At 62.7% G+C, this 17,837-nt stretch carries 15 protein-coding genes and 1 pseudogene; 6 read left to right on the forward strand and 10 right to left on the reverse strand.

Annotation, left to right across the window (positions count from 1 at the left end):
- Nucleotides 1-1,047: IS481 family transposase (locus ACTJKL_RS23010; RefSeq protein WP_440853881.1), on the forward strand; the 1,047-nt coding region annotated here is incomplete at its 5' end.
- Nucleotides 1,048-1,269: 222 nt separating this feature from the next.
- Here the strand turns inward: ACTJKL_RS23010 and ACTJKL_RS23015 are convergent.
- Nucleotides 1,270-1,500: a hypothetical protein gene (locus tag ACTJKL_RS23015; RefSeq protein WP_102764100.1), complete on the reverse strand. Its 231-nt coding sequence runs from the start codon at nucleotides 1,498-1,500 to the stop codon at nucleotides 1,270-1,272.
- Between the two features lie 195 nt (nucleotides 1,501-1,695).
- On the opposite strand from ACTJKL_RS23015, the gene ACTJKL_RS23020 reads away from it, so the two are divergent.
- Both ACTJKL_RS23020 and ACTJKL_RS23025 read left to right on the forward strand, forming a co-directional pair.
- Nucleotides 1,696-1,857 carry a Thivi_2564 family membrane protein gene (locus tag ACTJKL_RS23020; protein ID WP_017266304.1) on the forward strand — a complete coding sequence of 54 codons (162 nt, stop codon included), beginning with the start codon at nucleotides 1,696-1,698 and terminating at the stop codon, nucleotides 1,855-1,857.
- A 144-nt stretch (nucleotides 1,858-2,001) separates the two neighbouring features.
- A pseudogene (locus tag ACTJKL_RS23025) lies at nucleotides 2,002-3,132 on the forward strand (PQQ-dependent sugar dehydrogenase).
- Between the two features lie 98 nt (nucleotides 3,133-3,230).
- On the opposite strand, the gene ACTJKL_RS23030 reads toward ACTJKL_RS23025, so the two are convergent.
- From ACTJKL_RS23030 to ACTJKL_RS23065, 8 genes are all read right to left on the reverse strand, one after another.
- Nucleotides 3,231-5,144: an adenylate/guanylate cyclase domain-containing protein gene (locus ACTJKL_RS23030; protein WP_324764249.1), complete on the reverse strand. Its 1,914-nt coding sequence runs from the start codon at nucleotides 5,142-5,144 to the stop codon at nucleotides 3,231-3,233.
- A 329-nt stretch (nucleotides 5,145-5,473) separates the two neighbouring features.
- A complete protein-coding gene (locus ACTJKL_RS23035) occupies nucleotides 5,474-6,373 on the reverse strand; it encodes an N-acetylneuraminate lyase (protein ID WP_440853882.1) in 900 nt (299 codons plus the stop codon).
- A 13-nt stretch (nucleotides 6,374-6,386) separates the two neighbouring features.
- On the reverse strand, nucleotides 6,387-7,322 hold the full coding sequence (locus ACTJKL_RS23040) for a dihydrodipicolinate synthase family protein (RefSeq protein WP_440853883.1): 936 nt from the start codon (nucleotides 7,320-7,322) through the stop codon (nucleotides 6,387-6,389).
- Entirely contained in the window at nucleotides 7,319-8,599 is a 1,281-nt protein-coding gene (locus tag ACTJKL_RS23045; protein ID WP_440853884.1) for a TRAP transporter large permease, read from the reverse strand. Before ACTJKL_RS23045 ends, ACTJKL_RS23040 begins: the two co-directional genes overlap by 4 nt.
- Nucleotides 8,600-9,118 carry a TRAP transporter small permease gene (locus ACTJKL_RS23050; RefSeq protein ID WP_440853885.1) on the reverse strand — a complete coding sequence of 173 codons (519 nt, stop codon included), beginning with the start codon at nucleotides 9,116-9,118 and terminating at the stop codon, nucleotides 8,600-8,602. It lies immediately after the preceding gene.
- Nucleotides 9,119-9,175: 57 nt separating this feature from the next.
- The gene (locus tag ACTJKL_RS23055) at nucleotides 9,176-10,147 is read right to left on the reverse strand and encodes a sialic acid TRAP transporter substrate-binding protein SiaP (protein WP_100672474.1); all 972 of its coding nucleotides are present in this window, start codon (nucleotides 10,145-10,147) and stop codon (nucleotides 9,176-9,178) included.
- A gap of 28 nt (nucleotides 10,148-10,175) precedes the next feature.
- Nucleotides 10,176-10,877, reverse strand: a complete 702-nt coding sequence (locus ACTJKL_RS23060; RefSeq protein WP_018097963.1) for a transcriptional regulator NanR — start codon at nucleotides 10,875-10,877, stop codon at nucleotides 10,176-10,178.
- Nucleotides 10,878-11,011: 134 nt separating this feature from the next.
- Nucleotides 11,012-11,368 (reverse strand): DUF2188 domain-containing protein, encoded by a 357-nt coding sequence (locus tag ACTJKL_RS23065; RefSeq protein WP_379940543.1) that lies wholly within the window; start codon nucleotides 11,366-11,368, stop codon nucleotides 11,012-11,014.
- Nucleotides 11,369-11,676: 308 nt separating this feature from the next.
- Here ACTJKL_RS23065 and ACTJKL_RS23070 point away from each other — a divergent pair, with 308 nt between their 5' ends.
- On the forward strand, nucleotides 11,677-12,660 hold the full coding sequence (locus ACTJKL_RS23070; protein WP_440853886.1) for a TAXI family TRAP transporter solute-binding subunit: 984 nt from the start codon (nucleotides 11,677-11,679) through the stop codon (nucleotides 12,658-12,660).
- A 156-nt stretch (nucleotides 12,661-12,816) separates the two neighbouring features.
- The gene (locus tag ACTJKL_RS23075; RefSeq protein WP_440853887.1) at nucleotides 12,817-15,330 is read left to right on the forward strand and encodes a TRAP transporter permease; all 2,514 of its coding nucleotides are present in this window, start codon (nucleotides 12,817-12,819) and stop codon (nucleotides 15,328-15,330) included.
- Nucleotides 15,331-15,337: 7 nt separating this feature from the next.
- Here ACTJKL_RS23075 and ACTJKL_RS23080 read toward each other — a convergent pair whose 3' ends face one another.
- Nucleotides 15,338-16,333: a LacI family DNA-binding transcriptional regulator gene (locus tag ACTJKL_RS23080; protein ID WP_440853888.1), complete on the reverse strand. Its 996-nt coding sequence runs from the start codon at nucleotides 16,331-16,333 to the stop codon at nucleotides 15,338-15,340.
- A gap of 151 nt (nucleotides 16,334-16,484) precedes the next feature.
- On the opposite strand from ACTJKL_RS23080, the gene ACTJKL_RS23085 reads away from it, so the two are divergent.
- Complete coding sequence (locus ACTJKL_RS23085; RefSeq protein WP_440853889.1) at nucleotides 16,485-17,834, forward strand: uracil-xanthine permease family protein; 1,350 nt, start codon at nucleotides 16,485-16,487, stop codon at nucleotides 17,832-17,834.
- Nucleotides 17,835-17,837: the final 3 nt, after the last annotated feature.

Genomic DNA, 17,837 nt, shown 5'->3' on the forward strand with positions numbered 1-17,837 from the left:
TGGCTGGCGCGGTGGCAGGCAGGTGACCGGGAGCTGGCTGATCGCTCGCGCCGCCCGCATGTGAGCCCGTTGCAGTCGAGCGCGGCGGTGGAGACAGAGGTGCTTGCGGTGCGCGATGCGCATCCGGCGTGGGGCGCACGCAAGATCGCGCGCGTTCTGGAAGACCGGGGGCAGCATGCGCCGGCGCCTTCGACGGTTCATGCTATCCTGAAGCGCCATGAGCGGATCATGCCGCCGGTCGGTGGCGCGCCGGCGACCCAGCGCTTCGAGAAGGAGGCGCCGAACCAGCTCTGGCAGATGGATTTCAAGGGCTGGGTTCGGCTCGGCGATGGCACGCCCTGCCATCCGCTGACGATGGTGGACGACCATTCCCGCTTCGTGCCTTGCCTGGCGGCCTGCGCCAACCAGCAGGGAGTGACCGTGCGCGGCCATCTGGAGCGGACATTCCGGCGCTACGGCCTGCCGGACGCCCTTTTCGTCGATAATGGCGCGCCCTGGGGCGAGGCCTCGGGCAAGCGTTGGACAAGACTTGGCGTGTGGCTGTTGAAGCTCGGCGTCGGCCTCCTGCATAGCCGGCCCTATCATCCGCAGAGCCGCGGCAAGAATGAGCGCTTCCATCGCACGCTCAAGGCCGAAATATTCGATTTCGCCCGATTTTCCGATCTGGCTGCCGTCCAGCGCGCCTTCGATGCCTGGCGCGAACTCTATAATTTCGAGCGGCCCCATGCCGCGCTCGATCTCGACGTGCCGGCCCGTCGCTATCGTCCCAGTTCGCGCCCCATGCCCGAGCACCTTCCAGAGGTGATCTACGATGAAGGCGAGGTCGTCCGCACCGTCCCCAGCACCAAGGCCTATGTCAGCTTCAAAGGCCGCAAGTGGAAAATCCCAAAGGCCTTCTGCGGCGAACGCATCGCCATTCGCCCGCTCGACACGGACGGGCGATACGGCATCTTCTTCGCTGCCCTCCGCATCGCAGCCATCGACTTGACAACCAAGCAATCCGTCAGTGATCTATCCGAACAGGTGTCAGCTATCTCCCCGGGCTAAACACTTGTCACAGGGATGAGAGCAGCGCCGCGTCTGCGGCGCGGGAAGAGTTGTTTCAGCCCAAGGACTTGGTCTGGCTGGATTCCTGTGACAAGCACAGGAATGAGGAAATCAAACAAGTGCGTTGGACCGAAGGGGTGGAGCATTCCAGTGTTTCCATGAAACATCGAAATGCTCTAGGTCAACCCTACGCTCGATGACACAGTTTTCCTGAGGCGTGCTCTAACCCGCATCATCCAGTGCCGGCGGGGCTTCACCCGTCGTCAACATCTGCATCAGCGCGAGTTCGCTCCTCACGCCTTGCCGGTAAAGGTGGAACAGCATCTTTCCCAACTCCGCACCGTGTTCGCTTTCCGGCGCCAGCTCCCTGGAGGAGCAGGCATAAACATGAACACGTCGCAACATCAAGATTTCGTCGTCGTCAATGGCGAGATCCGAGAAGCGCACCGACATTTCCTTTGACCCTCTAATCAAAGTGGCTTTGTTGATGATGACTTAATATCGGTGCGGAGACGGCGCGAATCCAGACCCCCCATCATTCTTCAGTGAAGAGAGTTACGCGAACGCCAAGGCCCTCCACTTGCCTTTTGCTCTGCGTCCCATAGTTGAAATAGAAGACAGCATTTTTCAACGAACGGGGCAGACAACATGTCGGTACTGATCAGCATCCTGATCACCTTTCTCGTCGTCATTCTGGTTCTTTATCTCGTCAACCGCCTCCCCCTCGACGGGCGCACCAAGCAAATCGTCCAGGCCATCGTCATCATCATAGGCATCCTGTCGCTGCTGCGGTATCTTGCCGTGTTCTGAACTCCACAGAGGCCGCGGTCCTCTGTCCTTTCCCGGTGGCGCAAACATGTGAACGCGGCCTGCGTATCCGTGGGGAACCTTGGCCCGGCTTCCCCATTAGGAGCCGAGTGAACAGTCCGGTTCGTGAAACGAACGGAGGCGGCTATGTTGCGAGCAGCTGTTTTCCTGGCATTTGCGGCAATGGCCGGTGCGCGGCACGATCCGGCGATCGCGCAGGATTCGCCGCGTATGCTCGACACCAAAAGCGGGCCTGTCAGCGTCGAAGTCTTCGCCGGCGGCCTCGAGCATCCCTGGGGCGCTGTCCTTCTGCCGGATGGCGACATGCTGGTGACGGAGCGTCCCGGCAGGCTGCGCCTCGTGTCGGCCGAGGGAGCCGTCGGCGAACCCATCGAAGGGGTCCCGGATGTCTTCGCCCAAGGTCAGGGTGGACTCCTCGATGTTGCGCTCGATCCGGATTTCGCCACGAACAGGACTGTCTATCTATCCTTTGCCGAGGAACGCGAAGGCGGCGCGGCTACCTCGGTCGGCCGTGGCCGTCTGAACGACGACGCCACCGCACTTTCGGATTTCAAGGTAATCTTCCGGCAGGAGCCGGCGGCTTCAGGCGAGAATCATTTCGGCTCGAGGTTGGCCTTCGCGCCGGACGGCAAACTTTTCATCACGCTCGGCGAACGCTTCGACATGCAAGAGGCCCAGGATCCGGCCAACCATCTCGGCGCGATCGTCCGCCTCAATCCCGACGGCTCGATACCGGACGACAACCCCTTTGTCGACCGCGAGGGCGCCGACGAGATTTGGTCCTACGGCCACCGCAACGTTCAGAGCGCCGCCATCCATCCGGAAACCGACGTGCTTTGGACGGCAGAGATGGGGCCGATGGGGGGAGACGAGTTGAACATACCCGAGGCGGGCAAAAACTACGGCTGGCCCGTGGTGAGCTGGGGCAGACATTATTCGGGCGAACGAATTCCCGATCCGCCGAGCCGCCCCGAATTCGCTGGCTCCATCCATAGCTGGACGCCCGTGATCTCACCCTCGGGCATGATGTTCTATACAGGCGACCTGTTTGCCGACTGACGGGGCGACCTCCTGATCGGCGGCCTGTCGGCGGGCGGTATCGTCAGAGTGCAGACGAACGGCCGGAAGGTGACCGGGGAGGAAGTTCTTTCGCTCGAGACACGGGTTCGCGATCTCCTCCAGGCCTCCGATGGCTCGGTACTCGCGCTGATCGACGCCGCATCCGGCAGGATTCTGCGGCTGAGGCCCGCCAACTAGAGCATTCCCAGGAAAAGTGTGTACCGGTTTTCCGTCAGGAAGTACGTTGGACCAAAGGGTTAGAGCATTTCGGTGTTTTCATGAAACATTGAAATGCGCTAGGTCCGGGATCGCGTGTGCGGGTGAAGGAAACCGCTCGTAACATCCGGGGCATTGGCCTCGGCGAGCCGGGAGAGGAATTGCTCCATGAGCGCGGATTCGCCGAAGCGGCGCATGGAGCGCTCGCTTGCGAGCGAAAATTCCGGGTCCACTTCGGTCAGGCGCGCCATTGTGCGCTGCGCTCCCTCAACGTCTCCCCGCTGGCTCAAAACCGCCGTCCGTATCAGCAGGCAATCCGCCTGCTGCGGCGCCCGGATGAGGCATTCCCGCAAGACCTCGTCGGCCTCATCGAGACGACCGGCAGCATAGAGGGCCTGCCCATAGACATAGGTATAATATTCCGGCGCCATGGGATGCAGCCGGCGCGCCCGCTCGGCGTTTTGCACCGCCTCGTCATAGCTGCCGAACCGGACCTGCGCCTTTGCCAGCGCCATCAGGCTGTCCGGGTCGTTCGGATTGAGTTCGACGGCCCTTTGTGCCGCCTGCATGGCGCCGGGGTAATCGCCGGTTGCGGAGAGGCCGAAGCTGAGGACCTGATAGCCGGCAGCGAGGTTCGGATCGAGACGGACTGCCTGGCGTGCTTCGCTGAGGCCGGTTTCCACATCGGTCGTGGTCGCCCTGCCGCTGAGGTTCTGCACGAAGTCGACGATATAGGTCATCCCCAGATTCGCGCGCGCCGCGGCGTAACCGGGGTCGAGCTCGAGGGCGCGATGAAGCAGCGCACGGGCGGCGATCAGCGCCTCCGCATCCTTCGAGCCGTGTTTGTAGCGGTCACGCGCCTGGAGGACGAGGTCGTAGGCCTGGAGGTTCTCGGTCGGCCGTTCCGCCGCATTCGAGACCTCCGACTCGCGCACATAGGAAACCAGATGCGAGACGATTTCGGCCGTCAGGTCGGTCTGAACCGCAAATATGTCCTCGACCCGGCGGTCGTAACTGCGCGACCAGAGATGCGCACCGCTGCGCGCATCGATCAACTGCGCCACCACGCGAAGCTGGTCCCCGGCGCGCCGGGCACTGCCTTCGACCACATAGCCGGCACCAAGCCTTTCGCCGATCAGGCGGATGTCTTCTGCCTGACCGCGCAGGGCGAAGGTCGAATTGCGGGCAATCACCTGAAGCTCGGGGTTTCGCGCCAGATTTGCGATTATGTCCTCGGTAAGCCCATCGGCGAAATAGGTCTGCTCGGCGTCGCCGCTCATATTGTCGAAGGGCAGCACCGCGACTGTCGGCCTTGCATCGGCGAGTTCGCCGCCCGCCAGGCGCGCGAGGCTGCCGGCCAGGTCGGCGCCCACGGCTCTTACCTCCGGCGCCTGCGTTGCGGCAGCGGCGAGGACGAGTGCCGCGGCCCCGATGGCGTAGGGCAATGCCGCGCGCCGGCCACGGGCGATCCGCCCGATCCAGCCGCGACCGTTCTTTTCGTGCGCATCGAGACGCACCGCATAGACGGCGAGCGGCTCGGGAATGTTCTTCGCCTGCCTCCGGCCGATGCTGTAGAAGAGCTTGCTGCGGTTCCGGTCGGCACTGCGGACCACTGCCTCGCTCACGAAAATGCCGCCCGGCTCGGCCATGGCTTCGAGCCGCGACGCGACGTTCACGCCGTCGCCGAACATGTCGCCGTCGGCTTCTATGACGTCGCCGAGGTTTATGCCGAGGCGCATGTCGAAGGGCTGCTCGGAAAATCCGTTCTGGATTTCGATCGCGGCATCGAGCGCCTCGTTGACGCTCGGAAACGTCGCGAGAAAACCGTCCCCCGTCGTCTTGAAGGTGCGGCCGCCGTGCTTCTCGACCGAAGGTATGATCAGTCCGCTGAACGTCGCCCGCAGGGCGGCATAGGTCGAGGATTCATCCTCGGACATCAGGCGGGTATAGCCGACGATGTCGCCAGCTACGATTGCTGCGAGTTTACGTTCCATCACGAGCCTCGACAGTCTTCACGCGCATCTTTATGGGACCGACCCCACCCGTCCACTCACAACTCCGTGTCCGCCGCATCGCCTGAGGAGCCTATCCTGCGGACAACGCGTACGCATTCCAGCTCGCCGCTGACAAGAAACCGGGATGATTGGCCGTAAGGAGGAATGGCTACGCAGAAGGACGCGAACGGTCGCTCATACACTGCACAGGATTGCGGCCTTTGGGTGGCGACATTCCATTGCAGTCGGTCGGGCGCAGTCGGACGTTTCAGTGCTTCATAAAAACACTGAAACGCCCCAACCTTGAAACTGCGCAGTTTCTGAAACCGTTACACGCTTTTCCTGGATGCGCTCTCGCGCCACGCGAGGACCGGCCCCACGGCCTCGCGAAGCGCTGCGAGATCCGCCTCTTCGACCTTCCGGAAGGGGCGTCTGGAGGCCCCCCCGGGAAGACCCATAATGCCGAGCAGCGCCTTGGACCCCGGCATGACGCCGACCTTGATCAGCACCTGGATCACCCGGTTCGCCATGGCCTGCAACAGCCGGGCCTCCTCGATCCGCCCAGCCGCTACGCAGGCCCTGAGCGCGACGAACAGATCGCCCATGAAGTTATAGGTGGTTCCTATTGCACCCTGTGCACCCATCGCGAAACCGGCCAGGCACATTTCATCATAGCCGTTGTAGACGATGGCGTCCGGTGCCGCATCCCGGATGCGTTCGAGCTGGAACATGTCGCTCGACGTATGCTTGATGCCGATGATGTTGGGATGGGAGAGAAGCTCGACCAGTTCGGGCAAGGTGAAACCGCTGGTGCGGGCGGGGAAGTTATAGACGATGAGAGGCAGGGCCGAAGTATCGGCCAGCTCCCGGTAATGCGCCATGACTTCGGGCCGGGAGAAGTCGTAGTAAAAGGGGGGAATGGCCGAGATCGCCTGGTAGCCCGATTTGGCCGCGTGCTGCGAAAGCCTGAGCGCATCCCTCGTCGCGATCGTGCCGACATGAGCGATCAGCTTCAGGCGGCCGGACGCGGCGGCGGCAACGTCGGAGAGGTAGACCGCGCGCTCGTCGAGCGACTGCAGCATCGCTTCGCCCGAGCTGCCGCCGACATAGACTCCATCGATGCCGAGCCGGACCTGAAAATCGAGGAGCGCGCCGATGGCCTGCCGGTCGATGCTTTCGTCTTCGCAAAACGGGGTAAGGAGGGCCGAATAGATCCCTTCGAGTTTCATCTTATGATCGCTTTCACTGGCTCGTGGAAAAAAGCTCGGGCAATTGGCGGCGGGCAGCGGTGCCAAGCTCGATCACCGCTTCACCGGGGGCGGAACTATAGGGCCAGAGCAGCTCCGGCCCGATCGGGCACCAGCGGCCGGCGGCAGCCATCGCCTTGTCGAGTGCGGCGTTGGACAGGCCGTATTGCACGGCAAGCGGCAGGACGTGCTCGTTCATGAAGCCGACGACGCGGGCCTCGAAGTCAAGAGCGGCTGCCGGATCCTCCCGAAGCTGATGCCACCACCTGACGGCGCCGGCGGGACTCAGGCAGGCGACATTGGAATAGGAGCCGCGACCGCCTGCGAGGCAGCCGCTCGCCATGAAATGTCCGGGAATGAAGACGGCGAGATCCGGCAGCTTGCGACGAAGCTCCTCGTACCAGACTTCGTCGCCGCCCGGCAGTTTCGCGCCGATAAGCATCGGGAGACCGGCCTTTAGCCTTGCGATCTCGTCGAGGCTCAGCCGGCGCTTGGCATGAGGCGGGTTATAGACGATCAGCGGAGTGTCCGGCGCAGTTGCCGCCATGCCGGCAAAGAAGACCTCCGCCTCTTCATAGCTCGGCGCCCACCAGTCCGGCAGGGTGATCTGAACGGCATCGGGTCGCAGAGAGGCGACGCGGGCCAGGCGTTCGCGCGCGACACGACCATTCGAATGGGAAACGCCGATCTGGAACGGCAGGGCGACGGAATGGCAAAACTCGGCGACCCGCTGGCTCAGCCGGTCGAATTCGTCCTCCGTCTGGCTATGGAATTCGCCCGCGGTGCCGTTGGTGTAGACGCCCTGAATTCCGCTTTCGAGAAGCGCGGAAAGCTGCTCGTCCAAAGCGGACCATTCGATTTCCCCTCGCCGGCCGACCGGCAGGAGCACTGCTCCCCAGATCCCTTCGGGCGGCTTGGCTTCAAGGCTCATCGGGCGGCTCCGAGCATCTGGTCGGGGATGAAGGTGACGAGCGCCGGAAAGACGGTGATCAGCACCAGGACGACGATGAGCGGAACGAGAAGAGGCAGGATGCCGCGTGCGAGCACGCCGAAGGGAATGTCGGCAACCTTGGAGACGACGAAGAGCGCAACGCCCATGGGCGGCGTCAATATGCCGATCATCAGGTTGAACACGACCATGACACCGAAATGGACGGGATCCACCCCGAATTGGAGCGCGGTCGGGACCAGCACCGGTACGATGAGCAGCAGGATTGCCAGGGCCTCGATAAAGGTCCCGAGCGCAAGCAGCATGAGATTGACGAGGATCAGGAATGTCAGCGGGTCGTGCGCATAAGTGAGGAAGAACGTGGCGACGTGCTGGGGTACCTGCTCGCGCGCGATCACATAGCCGAATAGTGACACGCCCATGATGAGAAGGCCGACGGCGGCCGTATGGCTGACTGTCTCGCGCAGTACGGTCACGAGTTTGGCGAAGGTGATTTCACGGTAGACCACGACACCGAGGAAGAGAGCATAGCTGGCCGCGACCACCGCAGCCTCGGTCGGCGAGAACACTCCTGCAAAGATGCCGCCGATGATGATGAACGGCGTGATGAGCGGGAGCAGCGCATGCCAGAACGTGGACCACACACGGCGAAAGCCGGCGCGCTGGGCGGTCGCATAGTTCCGGCGCCAGGCGATCGCATAGACCATGATCATGAGCGAGACCGCGCAAAGAAGCCCCGGTACGATCCCGCCGAGGAAAAGGCCTCCGATCGACGTATTGGCGATCACGCCATAAACGACGAGGGGAATGGAGGGCGGGATGAGCGGCCCTATGATTGCCGATGCGGCCGTGATCGAACCGGAAAACTGCTCGTCATAGCCGGCGTCGCGCATGGCCTTGATCTCAAGCTGACCAAGGCCGGCGGCATCGGCGACGGCGGAGCCGGACATGCCGGAAAACAGCACGCTCGCCATAATGTTCACATGGCCGAGCCCGCCCCTGATATGGCCGACGAGCGCCTTGGCGAAGTCGAAGATGCGCTCGGTCACGCCCGAAAGATTCATCAATTGTGCGGTGAGGATGAAAAAGGGGACCGCCAGCAGCGGGAAGCTGTTGAGGCCGGCGATCATGCGCTGGCCGGCAAAGTTCAGGCCCGTTCCCTGCCAGAGCATGTAGGCAAGCGCAGCCACGATCAGCGTGAATCCGACCGGCATGCCGGCAATCAGAAGGGCAAACCATCCCCCGAAAAGCGTCGCCATCTATAGATACCTTTCGAAGGGGGCTTCGGCCGAAGGGCGGCGGCTGCCGAAGAGCAGCCGGACATCCCGCGCCATGACAAGCATGATCCGGACAGCCGCCAGCAGGCCGAATACGGGCAGGGCGCCGTAAAGCCACGATTCCGGAACGCCGATCGCGATCGACATGACCTTGTGGGCGCGCAAGGCCCCGAAGAAACCGTAGTAAACGAGAACGAGCAGCGCGGTGAGCACCAGGACATCCAAAACGATCCGCAGGAAGAGCTGCGCCCGCTCCGGGAGCATCCGCGGCACGATATCCATGGTGATGTGTGTCCGTGAGGTGACGCCCTCCGCGGCGCCAAGCGCCACCAGCCAGACGAAGGCATAACGCGCAGCCTCCTCCGTCCAGAACATCGGATCCTGGAAGACGAAACGGGTGACGATCTGCAGTGCGATCACGACGAAGGCGAAGACCAGCAGGATCGCGGCCAGCGTCTCTTCGATATGGGCAAAGCTTCGCCAGCGGCTTGGATTGGCCATTTGTTGAACTCCCCGGATTGGAGGGCGCCGGCCAGCTCTGGCCACGCCTGCGGGTGGTTAACGGAGATCGAGCAGCGTCTTCACCGTGCCGGCACCGAATTTAGCGTCGAGATCGGCATAGACTGGCTTCATCGCCTCCTGGAACGCTGCCTTGTCGGGTTCGATCACGGTGATGCCGCGCTCGCGAAAATCGCTGACGAGGTTCGCTTCCTTCTCGCTTACCAGCTTGTCGTTAAGGGCGCCGCCCGCCTCGAATGCCTCCATCACGACCTTCTGGTCGGCGGGCTCGAGCGCATTCCACGTGTCTTCCGACATGAGGATGAGTTGGTCCTGCACCAGATGCCCGGTTAGGGAAACATGGGACTGCACCTCGGTGAACTTCATCGAGTCGATGATGGGTAGCGGGTTTTCCTGGCCGTCCACCTGATTGGTCTGGAGTGCAAGATAGACCTCGGCGAATGCGACCGGCGTGGGGCTCGCGCCCATCGCCTTCGCCCAGGTAAGAAGCGGCGCGGAATTCGGGACGCGCAGCTTCATGCCCGCGAAATCGGCAGGCTTTTCGATGGGCTTCTTTGCCGTCGTGTGCCGCGTTCCAAAGTACCAGGAGTCGACCATGCGCCACTTGTGCTCGGTCCGCATCTCGTCGACGATCCCCTTGCCCCAGTCAGAGGCGATGATCTTCTGAAGGTGATCGAAGTCGCCGACGACGTAGGCGGTGCTCGCCAACACGGCCCGCGGAACCCAGGCGTCCATGCCGCCGAACGGATTCAGCGTGAAGTCGAGTTCGCCGAGCGTCACCTGCTCCATCATCTCGGTGAATGTCCCGAGCTGAGAATTCGGGAAGATTTCCAGCGTCAGCCGGCCGCCCGATTTTTCCTTGATGATGCGCGCGGCCTCCGTGACGCCCTCGAATTGCGGGTCGCCCGCCGTACCCTGCATCCCCAGGCGCAAGGTGCGCGCCTCTTGAGCCATGGCTTGCGACCCCATCAGCAGCCCCGCAAGCACGATCGTAATCAGTCCCGTTTTCATTGTTGCTCCTCCCACTATCGGCCCGATGCTATGGGCTCGTTTGCCTGTATTTGCGCGCCGCACTCTCCAGGTGCTCGCGCATGACCCGTCCGGCACGCTCCGGATCGCGGGCGCGGATGGCCTCCACGATCACCACGTGCTCCTCGAAACTCTCCCGGTTGGAAATCTCCGGCCTGGTCGGCAGAGGCCTTTGGCCGATCAGCCAATCCACGAACGCATCGTGGACCGCGACGAAAATGGGGTTCGAGACCATCTGGGTCAGCGTGCGATGAAAGGCGACATCGGTGGCGGCAAAGGCGCGGGCCTTGCCGATCGCAGCCTCGTTGCGCGCCAGCGCGGCGTCGATCGCCTCGATCTGCTCCGCTGTCGCATGGGCCGCAAGATGGCGCGCGCATCCCTCCTCCAGAAACAGGCGGGCCTGCTCGAAATTGGCCACACCCTCGGGTTGGCCGAGCAGCATGCGCGCAGCGCCCGCAAGCGAAGACAGGAAATGGTCCGGCGTCGGCCGCGTGACTTTGGCACGCTCGCCCGTGCTGACCTTCACGAGCCCCATCCGCTCCAGGGCATAAAGCGCTTCCCGGATCGAGGGCCGCCCGACCCCGAACAATTCCATCAGGTCTCGCTCGGAAGGGAGCGTCGCACCCAAAGGATAGATCTCGTCGCGGATCATCTCCTCCAGTTTCAACCGGACTTCGTCGGAAAGCTTCTTGCGGACGGCGAGTGTGCTCATGGTGTGATTGTTAAGGTGTTATACCACTAGAGTCAAGAGAACCTCGCAAGCTCCGTAGACAGCCGCGCTCACGCTGCTCGCAGCAGCGCGGCGCCACCATCTGCCGCCTCTGCGGACCGCAGCGTTCACCTGGTTCAATGTCTGCGAAGAAGATATCCGATCGCCAGGCCGAGACCGGCAAGGACCAGGATCGTTTGCAGAGGACGGCGAGGCTCGGCGGCGGGGCGTTCGTCCGCGCGCCAGGCACCCGGCGTATCGACGACCCTGGTATGCGGGCGATCGAAGCCGGAGGCGACCTGCTCATGCCAACGTCCGGCGGGATCCTGGAATTCGATGGCTTCGGTAGAGCCGGGAAGCTCATGATGGCGCGCCGCGATCTCGGCCGCGGCCAGTGCATCGTCATGGGTAAGGAAGGTTTCGGAGAAGACGTCGTCTACCTTGTAGGCCCAGCCCCCGTCGTGTTCCACAATCTCATATCGTATCGTCACCATGGCGATGCTCCCGTTTGAAGGAGGAAAACATCCGGGCGCCTTGCTTGGTTCCGCAATTGTCGGCATCCGCGAAGGTCGCCATGGCGATGAGACATTGGCTGCCCCGATCCCCGGTTGTCCCGACCGACCGATTTGCAAGTATTCCCCTTGCTTGACAAAGCGCAACGATCGTAACATGCGCTGACGTGCCCTTCTGCGTGTAATACAAACTGCCGCTGCGACCTTTGCGCGTCCGACTGGACGCGTGGCGCTGCAGGCATAAATCTCGGAACGGCTCAGTGGCACGGGAAGCATTATGGGAGAAATTGATGAAACATGAACGGATTACCGTGCGCGGAGCGCAGATCGCCGCGCTCTCGGCAGCATTGTTTTTCTCGGGCAGCGCCGCGGCGCAGCAGAAATTCGTGACGATCGGCACCGGCGGCGTCACCGGCGTCTATTATGCCGCGGGCGGCGCCATCTGCCGGCTTTTGAACAAGGACCGCAAGACGCACGGCATCCGCTGTTCGGTCGAATCCACCGGCGGATCGGCGTTCAACGTGAACACGATCAAGGAGGGCGAGCTCGATTTCGGCATGGCGCAGTCCGATGTGCAGTACAACGCTTTCAAGGGCGATGAGGCGTTCAAGGAAGGCGGCGCGCATGCCGACCTCAGGGCGGTCTTCTCGATTCATCCGGAGCCGTTCACTGTGCTGGCGCATCCGAATGCCGGCGTGACGAAGTTCGAGGACTTCAAGGGCAAGCGCTTCAATGTCGGCAATCCCGGTTCCGGAACGCGCGCCTCCATGGAGCGCCTGCTCGGCGCCATGGGCTGGACGCTCGCAGACTTCTCGCTCGCATCCGAACTCAAGGCGGACGAGCATGGCCCGGCGCTTTGCGACGGCAAGATCGACGGCTTCTTCTACGGCGTGGGGCATCCCTCTGCCAATATTCAGGATCCGACGACGACCTGCGCGGCGAAGCTGGTGCCGCTGACCGGCGAAGTCGTCGACAAGCTGGTCGCCGACAATCCCTATTACGCCAAGGCGACCATTCCGGGCGGCCTCTACAACAACAATCCGGAAGACACGGAAACCTTCGGCGTTCTGGCGACACTGGTCACCTCCGCCGATGTTCCGGAAGAGAGCGTCTACGCGCTGACGAAAGCGGTTTTCGAGAATTTCGACGAGTTCAAGTCGCTGCACCCGGCTTTCGCCAATCTCGAGCCCGCCAAGATGATCAAGGACGGCCTCTCTGCACCACTGCATCCGGGTGCGGAAAAATATTACAAGGAAAAGGGCTGGCTGAAGTAAGCTTCGCGTTCTGACGTCTACCGGCGGGCCAAAGGCGGCTCGCCGGCAATATCGGCATGGGAGGGTGTCACGAGCGAACTTCAAGAACGGCAGGTCGATGTCGACCTCGAGCAACTGGTCGCCGAAGCGGATACCGGCGGACGCAACGCCAAAGGATTGACCGGGCAGATCTTGCTCTGCACCGCTGTGGCATGGTCGCTGTTCCAGCTCTGGTACGCGTCTCCCCTGCCCTTCGTCTTCGGCTTCGGCATTCTCAACGATACCGAAGCCCGCGCCATCCATCTCGGTTTCGCGCTGTTCCTGACCTTCCTTGCCTATCCCGCACTGAAAAGTTCGCCGCGCGACCGGGTGCCGCTCGCCGATTGGGTGCTTGCGGCGCTCGGCGCCTTCGCGGGCGCCTATCTGTTCCTTTTTTATGGCGAGCTTGCCGGACGGCCCGGCCAGCCCTCGACGCTCGATCTCGTCACCGGTACGGTCGGGATCCTGCTGCTGCTCGAGGCCACGCGCCGCGCGCTCGGCCTGCCGATGGTGTGCGTCGCCGGCGTGTTCATCTTCTACACCTTCGCCGGCCAGTACATGCCCGACGTCATCCAGCATCGCGGCGCTTCGCTGGTGAAGTTCATCAACCATCAATGGCTGACGACGGAGGGCGTTTTCGGCATTGCGCTCGGTGTATCGACGAGTTTCGTTTTCCTCTTCGTCCTGTTCGGAACGCTGCTCGAAAAGGCCGGCGCCGGCAACTGGATGATGCAGATCTCCATCGCCTTGCTCGGGCATCTGCGGGGCGGCCCCGCCAAGGTGGCCGTCGTCTCCTCGGCGCTGAACGGCGTCGTCTCCGGCTCCTCGGTTTCCAACGTCGTGTCGGGTGGCATATTCACCATTCCCCTAATGAAACGTACGGGACTTTCCGGTGTGAAGGCCGGCGCGATCGAGGCAACCGCATCGATCAACGGCCAGATCATGCCGCCGGTCATGGGCGCCGCCGCGTTTCTGATGGTCGAATATGTCGGCATCCCCTATTCGGAGATCGTGAAGCACGCGCTGCTTCCAGCAGTCTTTTCCTACATCGCGCTTCTCTACATCGTGCATCTGGAGGCGGTGAAGCTGAACATGCAGCCGATCCCCCAGCGTCCCACGCCGGCACGCGAAAAGTGGCTGCGCATGGGCCTGGGGCTTGCGGGCAGCGTGCTTGCAATCTGCCTGCTCTATTACGGCATCATCGCCATCCGGGCCGCATTCGGAGCAGGCGCGCCCTTGCTGCTCGCGATTGCGGGCGTGGCGCTCTATCTCGCGACGATCTGGTATTCGTCCCGTTATCCCGACCTGGAACTCGACGATCCGGATGCTCCTATCCTCGAACTGCCGCGCGCATGGGACGTTACACGGACCGGGCTCGATTTCCTCATTCCCATCGTCGTTCTGCTCTGGTGCCTCATGGTCGAGCAGCTTTCGCCGGGGCTCTCCGCCTTCTGGGCCACGCTGACGATCCTCGCAATCGTCGCCACCCGCAAACCGCTGATGGCGATCTTTCGCAAAGAGAATTTCGCAAGCGCGGCCCGTGCCGCCGCCTGGGACCTCGTCGACGGCCTGGCGCTCGGCGCGCGCAACATGATCGGCATCGCGGTCGCAACGGCGACGGCCGGCATCGTCGTCGGAACGATCACGCTTACGGGTCTGGGCCTGATGATGACGGAACTCGTCGAATTCATCTCGGGCGGCAACGTCATCATGATGCTCGTTCTGATCGCGGCGATCAGCCTTGTGCTCGGCATGGGGATCCCGACTACCGCCAATTACATCCTGGTCGCCACACTGATGGCGCCGGTCGTCGTCGAGCTCGGTTCGCAGGCGGGCCTCGCCATCCCCTTGATTGCCGTTCATCTCTTCGTCTTCTATTTCGGCATCATGGCCGACATCACGCCGCCCGTCGGACTGGCCTCCTTCGCCGCGGCGGCGATTTCCAAGGAAGACCCGATCGCCACGGGCTTTCAGGGTGCACTCTATTCGCTGCGCACCGCGATCCTGCCTTTCGTTTTCATATTCAATCCGGCGATACTGCTGATCGGCGTCGACACCTGGGCGCATACACTTTGGGTCGCCTTCGTCTCGCTTGCCGCCATCCTCATCTTCTCGGCCGCGACGATGAACTGGTTCGTGACGAAAAGCCGGCTGTGGGAGAGCGCGGTCCTGCTGCTCGTCTGCTTCACGCTGTTCCGTCCCGATTGGTGGCTCAACCAGATTTCGCCACCCTATGAGGAACTGCGCGCCTCAGAATTCCTGCGGTCCGTCGAGGAGGCTCCGGCAAAAGGCCGGATCAACTTCGTGGTCCAAGGCTTCGACCTGATGGGCGACGAGGTTCGCAAAACCGTCAACGTGCCGCTCGGCGAGCCCGGCGAGCCGCTTCAACGGCTGCAATCGATCGGGCTCACGGTCACACCGGCGGGCGACAGTCTGATGATCAGCAATGTCGACTTCGGCTCCTATGCCAAGCGCATCGGCCTCGATGTCGGCTTTGACATCGTCGCAGTGCTGAGAAAAGCCGAGCAACCGTCAGCCGCCATCCCGGTGGGTATCGCGCTCGCTGTGACCGCGGGAATTGCCGGCTTGCAGTTCGGGCGCAAAAAGGCCGATCGCAGCGGAGCCGGTCTGAGGGGCGCCGCGCGCAAATAAGCGACAGTCATGCCGCCGAGGATTCCCGCACGATCAGCAGTGGCGGGGCGATCGCGTGCCGTTGGGGCTCCTTGCCCTCCATCGCTGCGATCAGCACGTCGATCGCCGCTTCCGCGACCTGATCCAGATGCAGGTTGACAGCCGTCAATTGCGGCGTGGCGAGTTTTGCCCGCATTCCATCGTATCGCGTCGCCAGTCGTAGACCATGCGGAATGGGGCGATCGAGCAACCGGGCGGCATCGAGCACCCCCCTGGCGAAAGCGTCGACAGGCACGCATAGCGCGTCGATATCCGGGTTGCTTCGCAGGAGCCTCTCGGCAGCCGCGGCAGCCTCCGATTCCCCGCCACTTTCGTCGATGCGCAAGGCAACCGGTGAAAATCCCCTCTCCGCGGCGTAAACCGCATAGACGGCCTCGGTCTCGATGTAGGAATTGCGCCGCTGCTCGCCGGTAATCAGGCCGACCCGGCGGCTGTTCGCGCCAAGGTGCTCCAGCATCAGCCGGGCTGTCGCAGTGCTCTGAATATCCACCGACGGAATGTCGTCTCTCCCCGGCGCCCGCCCGATCGAGACAACCGGTACGCCGCGGGCAGAGAAGAAATCCAGTAACCGGTCTTCGACCATGGGTTCGACGATTATCGCGCCGTCGACTTCCAGCGCGTCGAGGTTGGAGTCGGGCTCCAAAGGCGGCACCAGGCAGAGGGCGAGATGCCGCGAAAGAGCCGTAACGGCAGCGGCGGCAGCGATCTCCATCAGGAAGCCCAGCCTCGCAGGGCCTGCAGCCACCGCAAAGGGCATTGACGATGCCAGGGCGATGATCCCCGCCCCGCCCGTTCTGAGCCTGCGGGCCCGGGGATTGGCCCGGTAACCCATCTTGTCCGCCAGCGCCACAATCCTGGCTTTCGTCTCGGGGTCGACATAGCGCCGTCCGCTGAAGGCGTGGGAAACCGTCGTCGGCGATACGCCCGCCGCCTTCGCCAATTCCACGATCGTCGATCTTGCCATCCGAACACCCCGTCCATGAACCGGCCCGGATGATGGCATTGCGGCGCGGCTTTTACAAATCGATTTGCCAGAGAGAAAGAATGTGCTATTACACACCATGCAAAACGATTTGCATAGCCAGCGGGAGAGAGGCTGGCGTGGAGGAGATCAAATGACCGGGAACAAAATCGATTCTATCGACCCGACGGACGAAGTGCTGCCGCCGCGCAGCCTGGCGCTGTTCGGTCTTCAGCATGTGCTGGTGATGGCTGCTTCGCCGATCACCGCGGTGTTTCTTGTAAGCAAGGCGCTCGGCTTTTCCGATGCGCTGACCGTCTCGCTGATCAGCGCGACGTTTCTGATCTGCGGCCTGGGCACAATCCTGCAGAGCTTCGGGCCGGCGGGCTTCGGCGCGCGGCTGCCGTTCATCATGGTGCCGGGTGGCGCGCCGATCGCGATCTTTCTGGCCATCGCCCAGCAGACGGACGTGCAGACGGCCGTCGGCGCGGTGATCCTCACTGCAGTCTTCTATTTCCTTGCGCTGCCGGTATTCCGCCGGCTGCTTCGCTATTTTCCGCCCATAGTGGTCGGGACCATGCTCCTTCTCGTATCGGTGAACCTCGTGCGCATCTACGGCGGCACGATCACTGGCAAGCAGGGGAGCGAAGGCTTCGCCGATCCGATGAATGTCGGGCTTGCCCTTGCGACGATCGTGCTGACGATAATCTTCGCAAGAGTCTTCACGGGCACGCTTCAGCGGATATCGGTAATGCTCGGCCTCATCGCGGGTTCGGCCATCGCCATGGGAGCCGGGTATATGGACCTTTCCGGCATCTTCGACGGACCGATGATTGCAGTGCCCCAGCTTCTTCCGTTCGGAATGCCGAAGTTCGACTTTTTCGCCGCCCTTCCGCTGATCGTGTTTTCGATCATATCGATGGCCGAAGCGACCGGGCAGACCATTGCCACCGCCGAGATCGTCGGGCGTCGGGGCGACACTCACGCGATCGTGCCCGCGACCATCCGCGGCGACGCCGTCGCCTCGCTCGTCGGCGGTCTGTTCGGAACCTCGCTTATCATTACCAGCGGTGAAAACGTGGGTATCGTCCGGGCAACCAACGTCAAATCCCGCTACGTCACCGCAACGGCCGGCGTGATCCTCGTCCTCATCGCCCTGTTTGCGCCGATCGGTCGTCTGGCGAATGCCCTGCCCGGCCCCGTCGTCGGTGGAACGGCGGTGATCGTGTTCTCGATCATCGGCGTGATCGGGATCGATCTTCTGCGTCGCGTCGATCTGCGCGAGCACGGGCCGATGTTCACGCTCGCGGCGGCGCTTTCCATGGGGCTTCTGCCGATCCTGGTCCCCGGCGTCTACAGCCAGTTTCCGCAATGGAGCCAGATGATCCTGGCCAACGGCCTTGCCGCCGGAACAATCACGGCGGTGATTGTGAACGCATTTTTTCAACACCTGCCTCTGGAGCAATTCCAGGCAAAGTGCGCAGCGGTTTTCCGTCCGCAATAGCGG

This window comes from Sinorhizobium sp. 22678, assembly GCF_052044265.1.
GTDB classification, from domain to species: domain Bacteria; phylum Pseudomonadota; class Alphaproteobacteria; order Rhizobiales; family Rhizobiaceae; genus Sinorhizobium; species Sinorhizobium meliloti_A.